At 65.4% G+C, this 15220-nt stretch carries 16 protein-coding genes; 9 read left to right on the top strand and 7 right to left on the bottom strand.

Annotated features, from left to right (window positions below):
* The first annotated feature begins 83 nt into the window (after positions 1 to 83).
* Both HALO32_RS04285 and HALO32_RS04280 read left to right on the top strand, forming a co-directional pair.
* Positions 84 to 218: an entericidin A/B family lipoprotein gene (locus tag HALO32_RS04285; protein ID WP_151442552.1), complete on the top strand. Its 135-nt coding sequence runs from the start codon at positions 84 to 86 to the stop codon at positions 216 to 218.
* A 117-nt stretch (positions 219 to 335) separates the two neighbouring features.
* The gene (locus tag HALO32_RS04280; protein WP_225809737.1) at positions 336 to 668 is read left to right on the top strand and encodes an I78 family peptidase inhibitor; all 333 of its coding nucleotides are present in this window, start codon (positions 336 to 338) and stop codon (positions 666 to 668) included.
* A gap of 13 nt (positions 669 to 681) precedes the next feature.
* On the opposite strand, the gene HALO32_RS04275 is transcribed toward HALO32_RS04280, so the two are convergent.
* The 4 genes from HALO32_RS04275 to HALO32_RS04260 all read right to left on the bottom strand — a co-directional run bounded on the left by HALO32_RS04275 (position 682) and on the right by HALO32_RS04260 (position 4741).
* A complete protein-coding gene (locus HALO32_RS04275) occupies positions 682 to 1191 on the bottom strand; it encodes an acyl-CoA thioesterase (RefSeq protein ID WP_151442551.1) in 510 nt (169 codons plus the stop codon).
* Positions 1192 to 1275: 84 nt separating this feature from the next.
* Positions 1276 to 2586: a short-chain fatty acid transporter gene (locus tag HALO32_RS04270; RefSeq protein ID WP_151442550.1), complete on the bottom strand. Its 1311-nt coding sequence runs from the start codon at positions 2584 to 2586 to the stop codon at positions 1276 to 1278.
* A gap of 70 nt (positions 2587 to 2656) precedes the next feature.
* Positions 2657 to 4024 carry an MATE family efflux transporter gene (locus HALO32_RS04265; RefSeq protein WP_151442549.1) on the bottom strand — a complete coding sequence of 456 codons (1368 nt, stop codon included), beginning with the start codon at positions 4022 to 4024 and terminating at the stop codon, positions 2657 to 2659.
* 102 nt (positions 4025 to 4126) lie between these two features.
* The gene (locus HALO32_RS04260) at positions 4127 to 4741 is read right to left on the bottom strand and encodes a porin family protein (protein WP_192576429.1); all 615 of its coding nucleotides are present in this window, start codon (positions 4739 to 4741) and stop codon (positions 4127 to 4129) included.
* Between the two features lie 209 nt (positions 4742 to 4950).
* Between HALO32_RS04260 and HALO32_RS04255 the strand changes: the two genes are divergently transcribed.
* Positions 4951 to 5265 (top strand): hypothetical protein, encoded by a 315-nt coding sequence (locus HALO32_RS04255; protein WP_151442547.1) that lies wholly within the window; start codon positions 4951 to 4953, stop codon positions 5263 to 5265.
* A 127-nt stretch (positions 5266 to 5392) separates the two neighbouring features.
* On the opposite strand, the gene HALO32_RS04250 is transcribed toward HALO32_RS04255, so the two are convergent.
* The 3 genes from HALO32_RS04250 to HALO32_RS04240 all read right to left on the bottom strand — a co-directional run bounded on the left by HALO32_RS04250 (position 5393) and on the right by HALO32_RS04240 (position 8077).
* Positions 5393 to 5641 carry a YfhL family 4Fe-4S dicluster ferredoxin gene (locus tag HALO32_RS04250; RefSeq protein ID WP_151442546.1) on the bottom strand — a complete coding sequence of 83 codons (249 nt, stop codon included), beginning with the start codon at positions 5639 to 5641 and terminating at the stop codon, positions 5393 to 5395.
* A 67-nt stretch (positions 5642 to 5708) separates the two neighbouring features.
* Entirely contained in the window at positions 5709 to 6188 is a 480-nt protein-coding gene (gene coaD, locus HALO32_RS04245) for a pantetheine-phosphate adenylyltransferase (RefSeq protein ID WP_151442589.1), read from the bottom strand.
* A complete protein-coding gene (locus HALO32_RS04240) occupies positions 6188 to 8077 on the bottom strand; it encodes a beta-ketoacyl synthase (RefSeq protein ID WP_151442590.1) in 1890 nt (629 codons plus the stop codon). Before HALO32_RS04240 ends, coaD begins: the two co-directional genes overlap by 1 nt.
* A gap of 191 nt (positions 8078 to 8268) precedes the next feature.
* Between HALO32_RS04240 and trmB the strand changes: the two genes are divergently transcribed.
* From trmB to HALO32_RS04210, 6 genes are all read left to right on the top strand, one after another.
* Positions 8269 to 8985, top strand: a complete 717-nt coding sequence (trmB, locus tag HALO32_RS04235; protein WP_151442545.1) for a tRNA (guanine(46)-N(7))-methyltransferase TrmB — start codon at positions 8269 to 8271, stop codon at positions 8983 to 8985.
* Positions 8985 to 9314 (top strand): DMT family transporter, encoded by a 330-nt coding sequence (locus tag HALO32_RS04230; RefSeq protein WP_151442544.1) that lies wholly within the window; start codon positions 8985 to 8987, stop codon positions 9312 to 9314. Before trmB ends, HALO32_RS04230 begins: the two co-directional genes overlap by 1 nt.
* Positions 9315 to 9346: 32 nt before the next feature.
* On the top strand, positions 9347 to 10780 hold the full coding sequence (gene dacB / locus HALO32_RS04225; protein WP_151442543.1) for a D-alanyl-D-alanine carboxypeptidase/D-alanyl-D-alanine endopeptidase: 1434 nt from the start codon (positions 9347 to 9349) through the stop codon (positions 10778 to 10780).
* Between the two features lie 18 nt (positions 10781 to 10798).
* On the top strand, positions 10799 to 11170 hold the full coding sequence (locus HALO32_RS04220) for a diacylglycerol kinase (RefSeq protein WP_151442542.1): 372 nt from the start codon (positions 10799 to 10801) through the stop codon (positions 11168 to 11170).
* Positions 11171 to 11237: 67 nt separating this feature from the next.
* Entirely contained in the window at positions 11238 to 14225 is a 2988-nt protein-coding gene (gene glnE / locus HALO32_RS04215) for a bifunctional [glutamate--ammonia ligase]-adenylyl-L-tyrosine phosphorylase/[glutamate--ammonia-ligase] adenylyltransferase (RefSeq protein WP_151442541.1), read from the top strand.
* 62 nt (positions 14226 to 14287) lie between these two features.
* Entirely contained in the window at positions 14288 to 15211 is a 924-nt protein-coding gene (locus HALO32_RS04210; RefSeq protein ID WP_151442540.1) for a branched-chain amino acid transaminase, read from the top strand.
* Positions 15212 to 15220 lie beyond the last annotated feature (9 nt).

Raw genomic sequence — 15220 nt, 5'->3', positions numbered from 1 at the left:
CCGGACCTTGTCTCCTGGAATCTGCTAGATTGGATGGGACACCCCTTGTGTTTCACATCGGGAACGGCAACGAGGACGCCACTATGAAGAAACGCACCCTATCGCTGATACTCGTCTCACTTTTCACTTTCTCCCTGCTTAGCGGCTGCAATACCATTCGCGGTGCCGGCGAAGACGTCGAGCGCGGCGGTGAAGCCGTTCAGGACGCCGCCAGCTGAGTTCCCGCCGATCAGGCTGAATTGAGCGGCTGAGTCTCCCACGGGCATGCCTTTCGGCGTGCCCGTTTTGGCACCTGTTCGATGAAACGTCCCCCTCAATAGCCTGGAAAGAGTCCTATGTTTCGCCTCTGCAAGCCCTGGTTGACGGCCGTCGGTCTGATGCTGATGACTGCCTGTAGTGCCACGAACGAGTCCACGGTTCCACGTGATCCGGCGCCTGAGCCTCCTCGCGTCAGTGAAGGTGATGACGCCTGCGGAGCGGGGCGTGTACAGGGCTGGGTAGGGAAGCCTTTCGATACGGAGTCGGGAGGAACCCTGCGTAAAGAGAGCGGTGCAGAGGCACTGCGCGTGATGCGCCCCGGCGAGGCTTATACCCTCGATTACCGGGCCGAGCGCCTCAATGTGCGTCTGGACGAGCGGGGCCGGATCACCGCCCTGGAGTGCGGTTGACGCCCTTCTCTTGTCAGGGATCGCCGTGTTCGGCCTGGGTGCGACGCTCTTCTTCCTCGGCCTGCTTGCGCAGCTTCTTGCGCAGGGCCGCCTTCTCGAAACGCAATTTCTGGATCCGTGTCTCCAGCTTCAGCGGTGGCACCCGCGCCGGCTTGCCACTGCCGTCCACGGCCACCATGGTCAGGTAGCAGCTATTCGTGTGGCGTATCATCTTCTGGCGGATGTCCTCGGCCACGACCTTGACACCGATCTCCATGGAAGAGCTGCCCACATGGTTGACGCAGGCAAGGAAGGTGACCAGCTCGCCGACATGGATCGGCTGCTTGAACAGCACCTGGTCGACGGACAGCGTCACTACGTAATGGCCGGCATAGCGGCTGGCACAGGCATAGGCCACCTCGTCGAGCTTCTTGAGGATGGCGCCGCCATGCACCTTGCCACTGAAGTTGGCCATGTCCGGGGTCATCAGCACGGTCATCGATAGTTCGTGTTGGCCGCTCAGCGGTTGGTCATCCATCGTCATGCTCCTTGAGGTTTCCTACAGCATAACGCCTTGCCCCCGCGAGGGGAGGCAAGGCGTTCGATACCGCGATGTGGGGCGGTGAGATCAGAACCAGGTCAGGCCCACCGCAATGATGATGCCGGTGATGAACAGCTGGATCAGGCAGAAGCCCATGATGTCCTTGGCCTTGAGGCCGGCGATACCCAGCACGGGCAGGGCCCAGAAGGGCTGCAGCAGGTTGGTCCAGGCGTCACCCCAGGCCACGGCCATGGCCACCCGGGGAATGTCCACACCCAGAGCCTCGGCGGCGGGCAGCATTACCGGGGCCTGCACGGCCCACTGGCCACCACCGGAGGGCACGAAGATGTTGACGATGCCGGCGCTGATGAAGGACCAGAAAGGCAGGGTGGTCTCGGTGGCAAAGGAGATGAGCGTCTCCGACATGCTCTCGGCCAGGCCCGACTGCACCATGATCGCCATGATGCCGGCATAGAAGGGGAACTGGATGACGATACCGGCACCCCCCTTTATTGCCTCATGCAGGCTCTCGAGCAGGCTGCGCGGCGTGCGGTGCAGCACGATGGCCAGTGACAGGAACAGGAAGTTGACCACGTTGAGGTTCAGGCCGCCGCCGCGGAAGATGAAGTGGTCGAGCAGGAACAACACCCCCGGAATGCCCACCAGCCAGGCCAGGGTCGTGCTGTTTTCCAGGCGTTCGGCGGGGCGGGTAATGCGCACACGCGTTTCCTCATCCTCACCCAGCAGCTTGGGGTCGATGTAGACGCTCTCATCCTCGTCGGGGAGCATCAGACGGTTGACCAGCGGCACGGCGATGAACAGGCAGGCCACGATGGCCAGGTTGAACAGCGAGAAGATGGTGTTGCCGGTGCCGATCACGCCGATCTGCTCGACGGTGAAATGGCCCTCGGTGGCGATGGTCAGCGGGATCGAGCCGGCCAGGCCACCGTGCCAGACGATGAAGCCGGAGTAGGCGCTGGCTACCAGCAGACGGTAGTCGACTCGCACCAGGCGAGCCAGCTCCTTGGCGAACAGGGCGCCCACCACCAGGCCGAAGCCCCAGTTGATCCAGCTAGCGACCAGCGACACCAGGGTGACCAGGATGATGGCGCTGCCGGCGTTCTTCGCCAGCCCGGCGAGCTTCTGCAGCAGGCGCTTGACGGGCGGGGAGCTGGCCAGCATGTAGCCGGTGACCAGCACCAGCAGCATCTGCATCGAGAAGGTCAGCAGGCCCCAGAAGCCGTCACCCCAGAAACGCATCACAGCCAGCGGAGTCTGGCGCTCCACAGCGATGGCCGCGGCGGCGGCGATGATCGTCAGCAGCAGGACGAAGATGTAGGGGTCGGGCAGGTAGCGTTCGACCAGTTTGACGGCCGGTCTCGATAGCGCCTTGAGCATGGAGTTCCCTTCTTCTGTTGTCGAATTGTCACGTGTCTGACAGAAAATAGCGCAACCTCAGAGGGTTGCGCTACCCGGCACCGGAGACGTCGTCAATGTCGTCGGCTGAGGCGGGGTGGCGCCAGCGGGTGCGTCGATGGTGCCGATAGTAGGCCACCAGCACGCCCGAGCGCACTACGGCAAAGGCCAGGAAGGCCAGCCACAGGCCATGGTTGCCCAGGGGCGTGGTCAACCACCAGAGCGGCAGGTAGACGGCAAGCCCCGCATAGATGCTGTTGCGCATCTCGCGGATCGCCGTGGCGCCGATGAAGACACCGTCGAACAGGTAGCTCCATACTGCCACCAGTGGCATGACAACCATCCACGGCAGGTAGTCCCCGGCGGCGGCCCGCACCTCCGGCAGGCCGGTGAGCAGTGCGATCAGCCACTCGCCTCCCAGGGCGAAGGCCAGCGCGGCAAGCCCCGCCGTGACCAGCGAGAAGCGGGCGGCGCTTGCGACGATCTGGCCGAACTTGTCGAAGCGCCGGCGGCCCACGGCGCGGCCGGCCAGCGCCTCGGCGGCATGGGCGAAGCCGTCCAGCGCGTAGCTGGTCAGCATGATGAACTGCAGAAGTACGGCATTGGCCGCCAGCACGGTATCGCCCTGGGCGGCGCCGCGGGAGGTGAAGAAGGCCATGGCGAACAGCAGGCCCAGAGTGCGCACGAAGAGGTTGGCGTTGACTCGGAAGAGCTCGCCGTAGGCGGCCAGGCGCAGTAGCCGTTCGCGCAGGAAGCGCCCCGACAGCCACCTGAGCTGGCGCGACACCAGCCAGAGGCCGAAAAGCAGTGCCGTGTAGTCGGCGAGCATCGTGGCCCAGGCCACGCCGTCGCTGGTCATCCCCAGCACCACCACGAACAGCAGGTCGAGGACGATGTTGACGCCGTTGGTCAGCACCAGGATGGCCAGCGTCACCCGCGAATTCTGCTGGCCGAGGAACCAGCCGAGGATGGCGTAGTTGGCCAGCACCGCCGGGGCCGAGAGCAAGCGGATGCGGGCGTACTCCGCGGCCAGCGCCGTGGCCGCCTCGCTGCCGTCGAGCAGCCACAGCCCCAGCGTCACCAGCGGGCTCCCGGCAAGGATCAAGCCCAAGCCGATCCCCAGGGCGAGCAGCAACGACTGGCCGAGCAGGTTGCGTACTTCCCCGTTCGCCTCGCGACCCACTGCCTGGGAGGTGAGGCCGGTGGTGCCCATGCGCAGGAAGCCGAAGCCCCAATAGAGGAAGCTGAACAGCGTTGCGCCCAGGGTCACCCCGGCGAGATAGCGCGAGTCGGGCAGGTGGCCGACCACGGCAGTATCCACCAGTCCGAGCAGCGGCACGGTGATATTGGAGAGGATGATCGGCCAGGCTAGCGCCAGGATGCGCTGTCGCGTGCCGGCGGTGCTCGTGGGCGACGTCACGGCGGGTCCCTTGGCGGTGAAACGGGGCAGGGTGGCGTCTTCCGCCCCGGAACGCAACGGCCCCGCCTATTGGCGGGGCCGTCGAGGGGCGAGCGTCAGACTTTAGAAGCGGTAGCCCAGGCTGGCGGAAAAGAGGTCGATCTCGAAATCCTCCCCGCTTTCGCTGATGTCGTAGCGCTCGTACTCGGCGCGCATCATGAGCTGATTGATCTCATACTCGGCGCCAATACCGTAGAAGGGATCGGTGCCATCTTCACTGGCGGAGATGTTCCAGCGATCATTGGCGTTATCGGTGAAGTTGGCACTGATTTCGCCGTCCCAAGCGACCATGCCCAACTTGCCGTGGACACTGAACCCATTCTGGATTGGAAGCTTGCCTACCAGTGCGAAGCCGAAACCTTCCACATTCAGATTGGCATCAGCCGGGTCACCATTGACGATGCCATTTGCTTCGTAATCTCCAAAGTCCAGATAGCTTGCTTCGACGGCGAAATTGGGATTGAACTGATAGCCGGCAAACAGCTTGTACGCCGTATCGCTGTCATCGGTGCTGGCACCAAGGTCACCCAGCAAATCGAGAGTATCGTTATCCAACTGCGAATACCCCAGACCGGCACCCAGATAGGGCCCCTCGGCGGGGTTGTACTGGTAGCTCTGGGCGAAGGCGGGGGAAGCGACCAGGGTGGCCAGGGCGGCGGTGGCGATCAGGCGTTTCATCATGCGCTCCTTTGCATGCTGGGACAGGCAGTGCCTGCAGTTGGGCATGCGGCGAATGCCGGCTACCCTGATGTAAGATCCTGTGAAAGGATGTAATCTCAAGATTCTAGAGCTTCATGATGATTAGCGCCATACTCGATTCGCCGAAGATGAGCCCCGAGTTACGCTAACCGCATTACAAATGGCAGGGAGCAAGGGGAGTGAAACCGATGGACAAGCGCAGCTTATTCTTCTTCGCACTGGTGCTGGTGGCGCTGCTGGTGGCTTCTCCGGCGGTGGCTCAGGGAGAACGCATGGAAGCCCAGCCCAGCGGCGGTGCGATGATTGCCGATGCCGTGATCGCTCGCCCGCTACTGGCGGCAGCTACGGTGGGTGGCACGGCGATCTTCCTGGTGTCGCTGCCGTTCACTGCCCTGGGGGGCAACGTGGACGGGGCGGCGGAGACCCTGATCAAGACTCCTGCCGAAGCGGCTTTCCGCCGCTGCTTGGGGTGCACGGTGAGCCGTCGCGCTGACGAGATGTAGGGCAAAAGCCGGCTATTGGCGACGGCCATTCCCTCGATCAGATGTCCGCGCCGTTCAGGCGTGGTATCAGACAACGGCGCCCCGCTCATTGAGCGGGGCGCCGTTGGCCGTGCCGGCGTCGAACCGGTCAGGCGGCGGTGATGAGCTGGTACTTTGCCATCAGTTCTTCACGGCTCTCCTTGCGCTCCGGGTCCAGCGGAATGCAATCCACCGGACAGACCTGCTGGCACTGGGGTTCGTTGTAGTGGCCGACGCACTCGGTGCACAGGCCCGGGTCGATGACATAGATCTCTTCCCCCGGCGAGATGGCGCCGTTGGGGCATTCGGGTTCGCAGACGTCGCAGTTGATGCACTCGTCGGTGATCATCAGGGCCATGGGGTACCTCACGGATATCGCTGGCCGGAAAGTAGTGCCGGGAGCAGACTAATCCCGAGTTTCCTGGTCAGGTATTGTAATGGCTCTTGAGCGTTTCGGCGACCCTGGGATGCACGTGCTTGGAGACATCGCCGCCGAGCTTGGCGATCTCGCGCACCAGGGTCGAGGAAATGTAGGAGTTCTCGACCTCCGGGGTCAGGAAGACTGTTTCCAGCTCCGGCATCTGGGCGCGGTTCATGTTGGCCAGCTGCAGCTCGTACTCGAAGTCGGATACCGCCCTCAGTCCGCGCAGTAGCACGCGTGCCTTCTGCTGGATCATGAACTCGGTCATCAGCCCCGAGAAGCCAATCACTTCGACATTGTCGAGGCCTGCGACTACCTCGCGGGTCAGGCCGATGCGGGTGTCGATATCCAGGGTAGGCCCCTTGCCCGGGCTCGTGGCGATGGCCACCACCACCTTGTCGAAAAGCCGGGCGGCACGCTCGATCAGGTCGAGGTGGCCGTTGGTGACGGGGTCGAAGGTGCCGGGATAGACGGCGATGTTCATCATGTTTCTCCTTCGTCGAGTCGTCCGAAGGGATTGTCCACGGCCAGCGACACCTCCCTGGCATAGCCGGGAATGCGGATCGCGTCTCGGCCGACATCGAGCTCGGGACCTTCCAGCACGCCTTCGCCGAAGCGATAGCGAGCTTCGAAGTGGCCGCGGTCGGCGGCTCGATGGTAGGCCGCTGCAGCCTCCCGGGTAGCCTCCCGGCGTGTCTGCCAGGTGGCCACGGCGGTTTCGCCATGGCGCTGCACCAACAGTCGCTCGGTCACCGCAGGGGAGAGCACCACGCCGGTGGCGTTGTTGCCACCGAAGCCCTTGGCGTTGATGAAGGCGGCATCCGCCATGAAGGGCAGCGGATCGCGGAACAGCCTCAAGCGTTCGGCATGGACGTCGTCGGCCACCGCATCGAGGGTGAAGATACCCGGGAGCAGCCCGTGGGCGAAGCTGCCCAGGGCGCTGGTCAACTGGTCGCCGGCGGCACTGCCCTGGGAGTGACCGACGAAGGCCTTCACCGCCACCACCGGCCACGCCGTGATGTCGTTGGCCCGAGCCACCTGGTCGAAGACATGAGATTCGGTGATGCGGTTCTTGGGGGTGCTGGTGCCATGGGCGTGGAGAAAGGTGCGCTCGCGTAGTGCCTTCTCGCCGAGCATGTCGCGCACCAGCGCAACCGCCTTGGCCAGGGAGATGTAGTTGCCGATCCCGGGGGCAGAGATCGAACGCTTCCAGCCATCGGCATTGACGAACACGCCCGGCACGCTGCCGAGGATTTCGGCACCGGTCTCCAGTGCCAGGGCGTCGTCCATCAGCATGATGAACTGGCTGGATTCGCCCATGGTGAAGCCACAGTTGCGGGCGAAGGGGCGGCAAGCCCGCTGGTAGTCGGCGTCGGTGAGCAGCTCAAGAGCATCCAGGGCCTTGAGACCGTCGTCATCGGCCAGCGCTCCCATGGTGCGGAAGCCCTCGATGACCTCGGGCGTGACCGGGGCATCGGCAGTGCCCACCAGGACCACCCGGCGGCGGCCGGCACGGATGTCGTCCACGCCCAGGCGCAGGTTGTAGAGAAAGCTGGCGCAGGCGCCCAGGGCCGCCCCGGTACCGCCCACGCTGCCCAGTACATAGGCATTGATGAAGTCGGCGGGCATCTGACCGTAGCCCAGCGGCATCTGCTTGGAGGTGGCGCGCTTGCCGGAGACGAAGCTCTTGAGCAGCCCACCCCAGCCCTCGTCGTCGAGCTGGCCAATGGAGTTGCCGGCGTAGACGGCGACCTCATCGGGGTCCAGGCGGTCGCGCAGTCCGTCCCACTCGAGACCGCTGTCGCCCAGGCAATCGCTTGCGGCGAAGACGGTCATGGATAGCCCGCGGGGATGGTGCACGCTGCGATAGAGCCGGTTGGGCTCGAATCCCGTGGGTAACTGGCCGGCGGTCCGCACCTGGGCCGGGCGCGTCTCGGGCAGCATCACCTCCATGGTGCCGGCGGGAACAGTGACCTCGACGTTCTGGCGGTCCAACTCCCGGACCTGCCAGGTGGGGGGCAGGTTGTCGGGCAGCTGGCGGCGACGGATGCGGAAGGTCAGCGGTTTGTCCAGCGCGAGGCTCGCCTTGCGGTTGGCCGGCAGGCCCTCCTCGTTGAAGCGGGGATCCTCGATGCGCCGGATCAGGGTGTGGTCGAGCACTCGTTGACGGGTCTGCTCGACGATCGCGGCAGCGTCCAGCGGCCGGCCCTCGGCGTCATGCCAGTCACCCTCCTCCTGGCAGTCGGCCAGGCGCATCATTGACGCCAGGCCCAGCAGGGTGCGGGTCTGGTCGTCGTCGGACAGGGCGTCGAGCACGGTACGGCGAAACGCCTGGTGGCCCGAGGTTCGGCCGGCGGGATTCACGCCGCCCATGCCGACGATCACCGGTAAGTGTGGCAAGCCGGGTTCCTCGTTGTGCGGTTGATATCGGGGCTGAATTGCTTAGTGGCTGTCTGGCCATGGATCATAGCACCCGGCCCGTGGCGACGTCATGCGGCCCCCTGCGCAGGGGGCGTGAGGCTGGTAGAATGATTGCCCTTTCCGTTTCCGCTGAGCCCGCTGTCATGACTGCCTGTTCGCGTTCCATCGTCAGCCGCCAGACTGGCCCCCACGAGGACCTCGCCCGACGCGTGGTGCGGGCTCTGGCGCACCCCCTGCGCAAGCCGGTCGCGGAGCACACCCGCGAGGCCTTTGCCCGGACGCGGGACTGGCTCGAGCATCGTGGCGGGGCACCGTTGATCCTGGATGCGGGCTGCGGCGTGGGGCTCTCGACGCGCCGCCTGGCCGAACAGGCCCCGGCCGCCGCAGTGATCGGCGTCGATCGCAGCGCCGACCGCCTGTCCCGCGACCATGGCCCGCTGCCGGACAATGCCTTGCTGGTGCGTGCCGACCTGGTGGACTTCTGGCGCCTGGCTCTGGCCGAGGGCTGGCGGCCGGTGCGTCACTACCTGCTCTATCCCAACCCCTACCCCAAGGCCACCCATCTGAAGATGCGCTGGCAGGGTCATCCTGTGTTGCCGGTGATCCTGGCGCTGGGCGGCCGGCTGGAGCTGCGTTCCAACTGGCGGCTCTATGTAGAGGAGTTCGCCCTGGCGGTGACCCAGGCCACTGGCATGGCGGCCGCGGCGGAGCCCTTCGTGCCGGATGAGGCCTGCCTGACGCCCTTCGAACAGAAGTACCATGCCAGCGGTCAGGCGCTCTGGCGGCTGGTGGTAGAGCTCCCCCACGACCCCGGAATGGTGCCCGGCGACAGCCTGCCTGTCGCAGGGGAGGACACGTAATGGTGTACCTGTTCCTGGCCCTGGCCATCGTCGCCGAAGTGATCGCTACCAGTGCCCTGAAGGCCTCGATGGGTTTCACCCGGCTGTGGCCAAGCGTCACGGTGGTGGTCGGCTATGGTCTGGCCTTCTATCTGCTCGCCCTGGTGCTGCGAAGCATGCCGGTGGGCATCGCCTATGCCTTCTGGGCGGGGCTCGGCATCGTGCTGGTGACCCTGGTCGGCATCCTGGTCTATGGCGAGAAGCCGGATTTCCCGGCACTGCTGGGCCTGGCCATGATCGTTGGTGGCGTGGTGGTAATCCAGGTGTTCTCTTCCGTTTCGTCCCATTAAGCTGAGTGCCTTTTATGCTTCCTGGAGGTGTCATGCACCCCCGTCCGCTGCTCTGTGTCCTGCTGATGCTGTTGCCCCTGTTTGCCCAGGCGAGCGGCTTCACACGCCTGGCCGAGCTGGCCGGTAAGGGCTTCCTGATTGGTGCCGAGGCGCGTCTGCTGAGTAGCGGCGAGACACTGGGCACCATCGAGCCCGAGCGGCAGCTGTCGCCGGCCTCGGTGTCCAAGATCTACGTGGCGGCGGCGGCGCTGGAACGTTGGGGACCTCAGTACAGGTTCACCACCCGCTTGGTGAGTCTGGCCGAGCCCGATGCGGACGGGGCGCTTCACGGCGACCTGGTGCTCGACGGCGGAGGCGACCCGATGCTGACCAGCGAGGACCTGTGGCGGCTCACGCAGCGGCTGCACCAGGCCGGCGTGCGCCGGGTCGAGGGACGCCTGATGGTCAGCCAGTGGCGCTATGGCCCGGTGGAGTGCATCACCACCGACCGCTGTCAGGCCCACTCCCGGGTGGCCAATGCCTACAGTGCACTGCTCTCCTCGGCGGGGGTGAACCACGGCAGCTGGTGCGTCAGCGTGGCCCCTGCCGCCGTGGCCGGCGAGCCCGCCCGCATCACCAACTGCGACAGCCAGGTGCCGATCGTGGGGATCGACAACCGGGTCGAGACCAAGCCCGACGACAGCGGCACCCGGCTCAATGCCGAGCGCGTGCTGCGCGACAGCGGGGATGTCATGGTGGTGAGCGGGCAGATCTCCACCAATGCCCGACCGCGCTCCATCTATCGGGCCAGTTCCGACCCGGCGCGCCAGAGTGCCGCCACCCTGAAGGCGATGCTGGAACAGGCCGGCATCGGCGTGCGTGACGGTATCGGCGTGGCTGCCTCCCAGCCGCCGGCCGAGGCCCGAACCCTGGCCTACGTGGAGAGCGAGCCCCTGCAGGAACTGCTGCTGCGGACTCTCAATCACTCCAACAACTTCATGGCCGACCAGCTGGCGCTGAATCTGGTGGAGCTTCCTCAAGCCGGCCTTGTCCAGGCCGGGGGGGCGTTGGAGGCCTTCGTGGCCGGCATTCCGGAACACGGCCCCGTGACACTGCGCAGCGGTAGCGGCCTGACCCCGGAGAATCGCACCTCGGCGGCAGGCATCACCGCCCTGCTGGAGAGCATGTACCGCCGTCCGGCGCTCTTTCCCAGCTTCGTCGCGTCCCTGCAGTCGCCCGCCAACGGCGTGATGCGTTTCCTGCGGCGTGGTTCGGCGACTTTCCAGCAGCATGTCATGCTCAAGACCGGCACCCTCAACCAGCCGGTGGCGGTGCGTTCCGTGGGTGGCTACTTTCGTACCCGCAGCGGGCAGTGGGGTGTGTTCGCGGCGCTCGTCAACGGTACCTCCAACACTCCCTGGCTCAACTGGCAGCAGGTCCTCGACCCGCTGGCCGCCGACCTCGAGGCGATGATCGATGCCCACTGATACCATGGACCTTACGACATGAAGCCAGGACACACCGGCTGGCAGCACCTGGTGCACTCCACTCGCTACTCCCTCAAGGGGCTCAGGGCGGCCTTTCGCAACGAAGCGGCCTTCCGCCAGGAGCTCGGGGTCTGTGTGGTCCTGCTGCCACTGGCCTGGTGGGTTGGCCAGGGGCCGGTGGAGTGGATCCTGCTGGCAGGCAGCTGCCTGCTGGTGTTGATCGTGGAGCTGCTCAACAGTGCCATCGAGAATGTGGTGGACCGCATCGGCACCGAACGTCACGAGCTCTCGGGACGCGCCAAGGACATCGGGTCGGCGGCCGTGATGCTCTCGCTGTTCTTCGCCGGCCTGACCTGGGGGTTATTGGTCTGGCAGAAATTCCTGTCCTAGCCCGGGTTATGGGGCGGGGCAGGCTTCGCTATGCTGGAGGCATTCGAGAACCGGATACGAGATGCCCATGGCCCTGCCCGATGACTTCCTGCCGCTGGATGACATTCCCGAGCCCCTGGAGGCTCCCCTGGCACACGCCCATGATCGGCTGGCGAGCTCGCTGGAGCAGGCCGACAATCTGGCCGACATGAACGGCAACGACTCCCCCCTGGAGGACTGGCTGGCGCTCTCGGACGAGCGGCGCCGTCAGCTGGCCAAGGTGCTGGCCGTCTCGACCTTTGCCGCCGAGACCCTGATGCGCTATCCGGAATGGCTGTTGCACCTGGATGCCAGTGGCGAGCTGGATGCGACGCCCTCAGAAGAGATCTTACGCGACTGGCTCGACGAGCGGCTGGAGGCGGCCGAGGATGAAGAGACCCTGCATGGCGCTATCCGTCGCTTTCGTCGCGCGCGGATGCTGGGCATCGTCTGGCGTGACTTGACCCGTCCCCCGGGCATCGACATGTGGCAGACCAGCGGCGCCGTGTCGCGGCTCGCCGAGACCTGTCTGGAGGGGCCCCTGGCGTGGCTGGAGGCCCATTTTGCCCCGCGCTGGGGGCGCCCCGCCCTACGTCGCGACGGCAGCGAGCAGCGGCTGGTCGTGCTGGGCATGGGCAAGCTCGGTGCCGGCGAACTGAACCTCTCCTCCGATATCGACCTGATCTTCGGCTTTCCCGAGCAGGGGGAGACCGAGGGCGGGCGCAATTCCCTGGAGCACCAGGAGTATTTCACCAAGATCGGTCAGAAGCTGATCACCGCCCTGGACGCAGTGACCGCCGATGGCTTCGCCTTCCGTGTCGACATGCGCCTGCGTCCGCTGGGCGATGGCGGCCCCCTGGTGGGTAACTTCTCTTCGCTGGCCGGCTACTACCAGGACCAGGGTCGTGAATGGGAGCGTTACGCCATGCTCAAGGCCAGACCCGTCGCCGGCGACCGGGACGCGGGTGCCGAGCTGCTGTCGAGTCTGCGCCCCTTCGTCTATCGCAAGTACCTGGATTTCGGTGCCATCGAGTCGCTGCGTGAGCTCAAGTCGATGATCAACCGCGAGGTCCGGCGCAAGGGCATGCAGGGCAACATCAAGCTGGGTCCCGGGGGCATTCGCGAGGTGGAGTTCGTGGTTCAGGCCTTCCAGCTGATCCGCGGTGGCCGTGACACCGAACTGCAGGTCACCTCGCTGAAGACCGCGCTGGAGCGCCTGCCCGAGCTTGGCCTGCTGCCCCAGGAGGTGGTCGAAGAGCTGATGCCCGACTACGTTTTCCTGCGCGATCTGGAACATGTGCTGCAGGCACTGGAGGATCGCCAGACCCAGACCCTGCCCGAGGATGACACCGACCGCGAGCGGGTGGCCCTGGCACTCGAGATGGAGGACTGGCCGGCGGTGATGGCACGGCTCGACGAGGTACGTGAGCGGGTGCGTCGACACTTCGATGCGGTGATCGCCGAGCCTGAGGAGGAGGTCGAGGAGGACGATGTCGCCGACCAGGCCTCCGGCGCTGTCGCTCTGGAGGAGTGGCGCGCGCTGTGGCGCGGCGAACTGGAGGAGGATGAGGCCCGGGAGCTCGTGGAGGAGGCCGGCCTGGCGGCGCCGGATGACGCTCTGCGCCGGCTGCGAGTGTTGCGCCAGTCCCGCCAGGTGCAGGCCATGCAGCGTATCGGCTTCGAACGACTCGAGGCCCTGATGCCGCTGCTGCTCGATGCCGTGGTCGCCAGCGAGACTCCTGACATCGCTCTGGAACGCGTGCTGCCGCTGATCGAGGCGGTGTTGCGGCGCACCGCCTACCTGGCACTGCTGCGTGAGAACCCGGATGCTCTGGGCCATCTGATGAAGCTGTGCAGTGCCAGCCCCTGGATCGCCGCCCAGCTCGCCCGCCATCCCATCCTGCTCGACGAGTTGCTGAACCCGGACACCCTCTATACCCCGGCCGACAAGGAGCGCTTGGCCGATGAGCTACGTCAGGCCCTGGGTCGGCTTCCCGAAGATGATGAAGAGGCCCAGCTCGAAGCCTTGCGGGTCTTCAAGCATGCCCAGGTGCTGCACGTGGCGGCCTCCGACATCGTCGGCACCCGTCACCTGATGAAGGTCAGCGACTATCTCACCTACATCGCTGAAGTGGTCCTTGAAGAGGTGCTGGTCATGGCCTGGAAGCACCTGACCCGCAAGCATGGTTTTCCGGAACGCCGCGAGGAGGGGCGCTGTGGCAGTGAGGCCGAGTTCCTGGTGGTCGGCTACGGCAAGTTGGGCGGCATCGAACTGGGCTACAGTTCCGACCTGGACCTGGTGTTCCTCCACGACGGCGCCAGCCAGGGGACCACCGACGGCAAGCGCCCCATCGACAATGCGGTCTTCTTCACACGGCTGGGCCAGCGCATCATCCACCTGCTCACCGCGGTGACGCCGGCGGGTACCCTCTATGAGGTAGACATGCGTCTGCGACCCTCGGGCAACTCGGGGCTACTGGTCTCGACGCTCCCGGCCTTCGCCGACTACCAGCGCGAACAGGCCTGGACCTGGGAACACCAGGCTCTGGTGAGGGCCAGGGTGGTGGCCGGCCATCCACGCCTCGCCGAGCGCTTCGACGCGATTCGTGGCGAGATCCTCGGTCGCCAGAGGGACCTCGCGGCGCTGCGCAAGGAAGTGGTCAAGATGCGCCACAAGATGCGCGATCACCTGGGGAGCAAGGGCGAGAGCGATGATTTCGACCTCAAGCATGACCCTGGCGGGATGGTCGACATCGAGTTCCTCTGTCAGTTCGCGGTGCTTTCCATGGGGCACGAGACCCCCGAGCTATTGGCGTACAGCGACAATATTCGTATTCTGGAGACTCTCGAGGCGACAGAGCGCCTGCCGAGCCGGGATTGCCAGCGCCTGCGCGAGGCCTATCTCGCCTGTCGCACCGCCGCCCACCGGGCGGCCCTGACCGGCGGAGCCGGGCGCGGTCACAACGATGACTTCCGGGCGCATCGCGAGGCCGTCATCGAGCTCTGGCAACGCCTGCTCGAACCGGAAGATCACTGAGCGTGGGCTGGATCCCACGGTTCTCCCGTTTTCACGATTGAGAAGATGAAAGGACGTAGATTATGTCGATGGCTGACCGAGACGGTCTCATCTGGTTCGACGGCGAACTGGTTCCCTGGCGCGATGCCCAGGTGCATGTACTGACTCATACCCTGCACTACGGCATGGGCTGCTTCGAGGGTGTGCGCGCCTACGCGACCGATCAGGGCGCGGCCATCTTCCGGCTCAAGGAGCATACCGACCGCCTGTTCGATTCGGCCAAGATTCTCGGCATGCACATGCCCTTCACCAAGGAGCAGGTCAACGAGGCTTGCCGCGCCGCAGTCCGCGAGAACGGCCTCGACGAGGCCTATCTGCGACCCATGGTGTTTTTCGGCAGCGAAGGAATGGGCCTGCGCGCCGACAACCTCAAGACCCACGCGATCGTGGCCGCCTGGGAATGGCCCTCCTACATGTCGCCCGAGGCCCGTGAGCTCGGCATCAAGGTGCAGACCTCCTCCTTCACTCGGCACCATGTCAATATCGCCATGACCCGTGCCAAGGCCAACGGCCAGTACATCAACTCGATGATGGCACTGGCCGAGGCACAGCGCGGCGGCTACGACGAGGCGCTGCTGCTCGACCCCCAGGGCTATGCTGCCGAGGGCTCCGGCGAAAACCTCTTCATGGTCAAGAACGGTATCATCTACACGCCGATGCTGACCTCCTGCCTCAACGGCATCACCCGCAACACCGTGCTGCACATGGCTGAACACCTTGGCTTCGAGCTGCGCGAGAAGTTGATCACCCGCGACGAGATCTACATCGCCGACGAGGCCTTCTTCACCGGCACCGCCGCCGAGGTGCTGCCGATCCGCGAACTCGACGGCCGTATCATCGGCGAGGGTCGCCGTGGCCCGGTCACCGAGAAGATCCAGTCGCTCTATTTCGATGTGGTGCGCGGCAAGCAGGCCATCGATGCCAGCTGGTTGACCCCGGTGGCCTGACGCCCACCC

Origin of the sequence: Halomonas lysinitropha (assembly GCF_902500215.1) — a bacterium.
GTDB classification, from domain to species: Bacteria; Pseudomonadota; Gammaproteobacteria; order Pseudomonadales; family Halomonadaceae; genus Halomonas; species Halomonas lysinitropha.
The sequence above is the reverse complement of the archived record's forward strand: the minus strand, read 5'-3'. Positions and strand labels throughout refer to the sequence as shown.

Coding starts and splice junctions, on each gene's coding strand:
- HALO32_RS04285 (WP_151442552.1), top strand. CDS start 84: ATGAAGAAACGCACCCTATCGCTGATACTCGTCTCACTTTTCACTTTC.
- HALO32_RS04280 (WP_225809737.1), top strand. CDS start 336: ATGTTTCGCCTCTGCAAGCCCTGGTTGACGGCCGTCGGTCTGATGCTG.
- HALO32_RS04275 (WP_151442551.1), bottom strand. CDS start 1,191: ATGACGATGGATGACCAACCGCTGAGCGGCCAACACGAACTATCGATG.
- HALO32_RS04270 (WP_151442550.1), bottom strand. CDS start 2,586: ATGCTCAAGGCGCTATCGAGACCGGCCGTCAAACTGGTCGAACGCTAC.
- HALO32_RS04260 (WP_192576429.1), bottom strand. CDS start 4,741: ATGAAACGCCTGATCGCCACCGCCGCCCTGGCCACCCTGGTCGCTTCC.
- HALO32_RS04255 (WP_151442547.1), top strand. CDS start 4,951: ATGGACAAGCGCAGCTTATTCTTCTTCGCACTGGTGCTGGTGGCGCTG.
- HALO32_RS04250 (WP_151442546.1), bottom strand. CDS start 5,641: ATGGCCCTGATGATCACCGACGAGTGCATCAACTGCGACGTCTGCGAA.
- coaD (WP_151442589.1), bottom strand. CDS start 6,188: ATGAACATCGCCGTCTATCCCGGCACCTTCGACCCCGTCACCAACGGC.
- HALO32_RS04240 (WP_151442590.1), bottom strand. CDS start 8,077: ATGGGCGGCGTGAATCCCGCCGGCCGAACCTCGGGCCACCAGGCGTTT.
- trmB (WP_151442545.1), top strand. CDS start 8,269: ATGACTGCCTGTTCGCGTTCCATCGTCAGCCGCCAGACTGGCCCCCAC.
- HALO32_RS04230 (WP_151442544.1), top strand. CDS start 8,985: ATGGTGTACCTGTTCCTGGCCCTGGCCATCGTCGCCGAAGTGATCGCT.
- dacB (WP_151442543.1), top strand. CDS start 9,347: ATGCACCCCCGTCCGCTGCTCTGTGTCCTGCTGATGCTGTTGCCCCTG.
- HALO32_RS04220 (WP_151442542.1), top strand. CDS start 10,799: ATGAAGCCAGGACACACCGGCTGGCAGCACCTGGTGCACTCCACTCGC.
- glnE (WP_151442541.1), top strand. CDS start 11,238: ATGGCCCTGCCCGATGACTTCCTGCCGCTGGATGACATTCCCGAGCCC.
- HALO32_RS04210 (WP_151442540.1), top strand. CDS start 14,288: ATGTCGATGGCTGACCGAGACGGTCTCATCTGGTTCGACGGCGAACTG.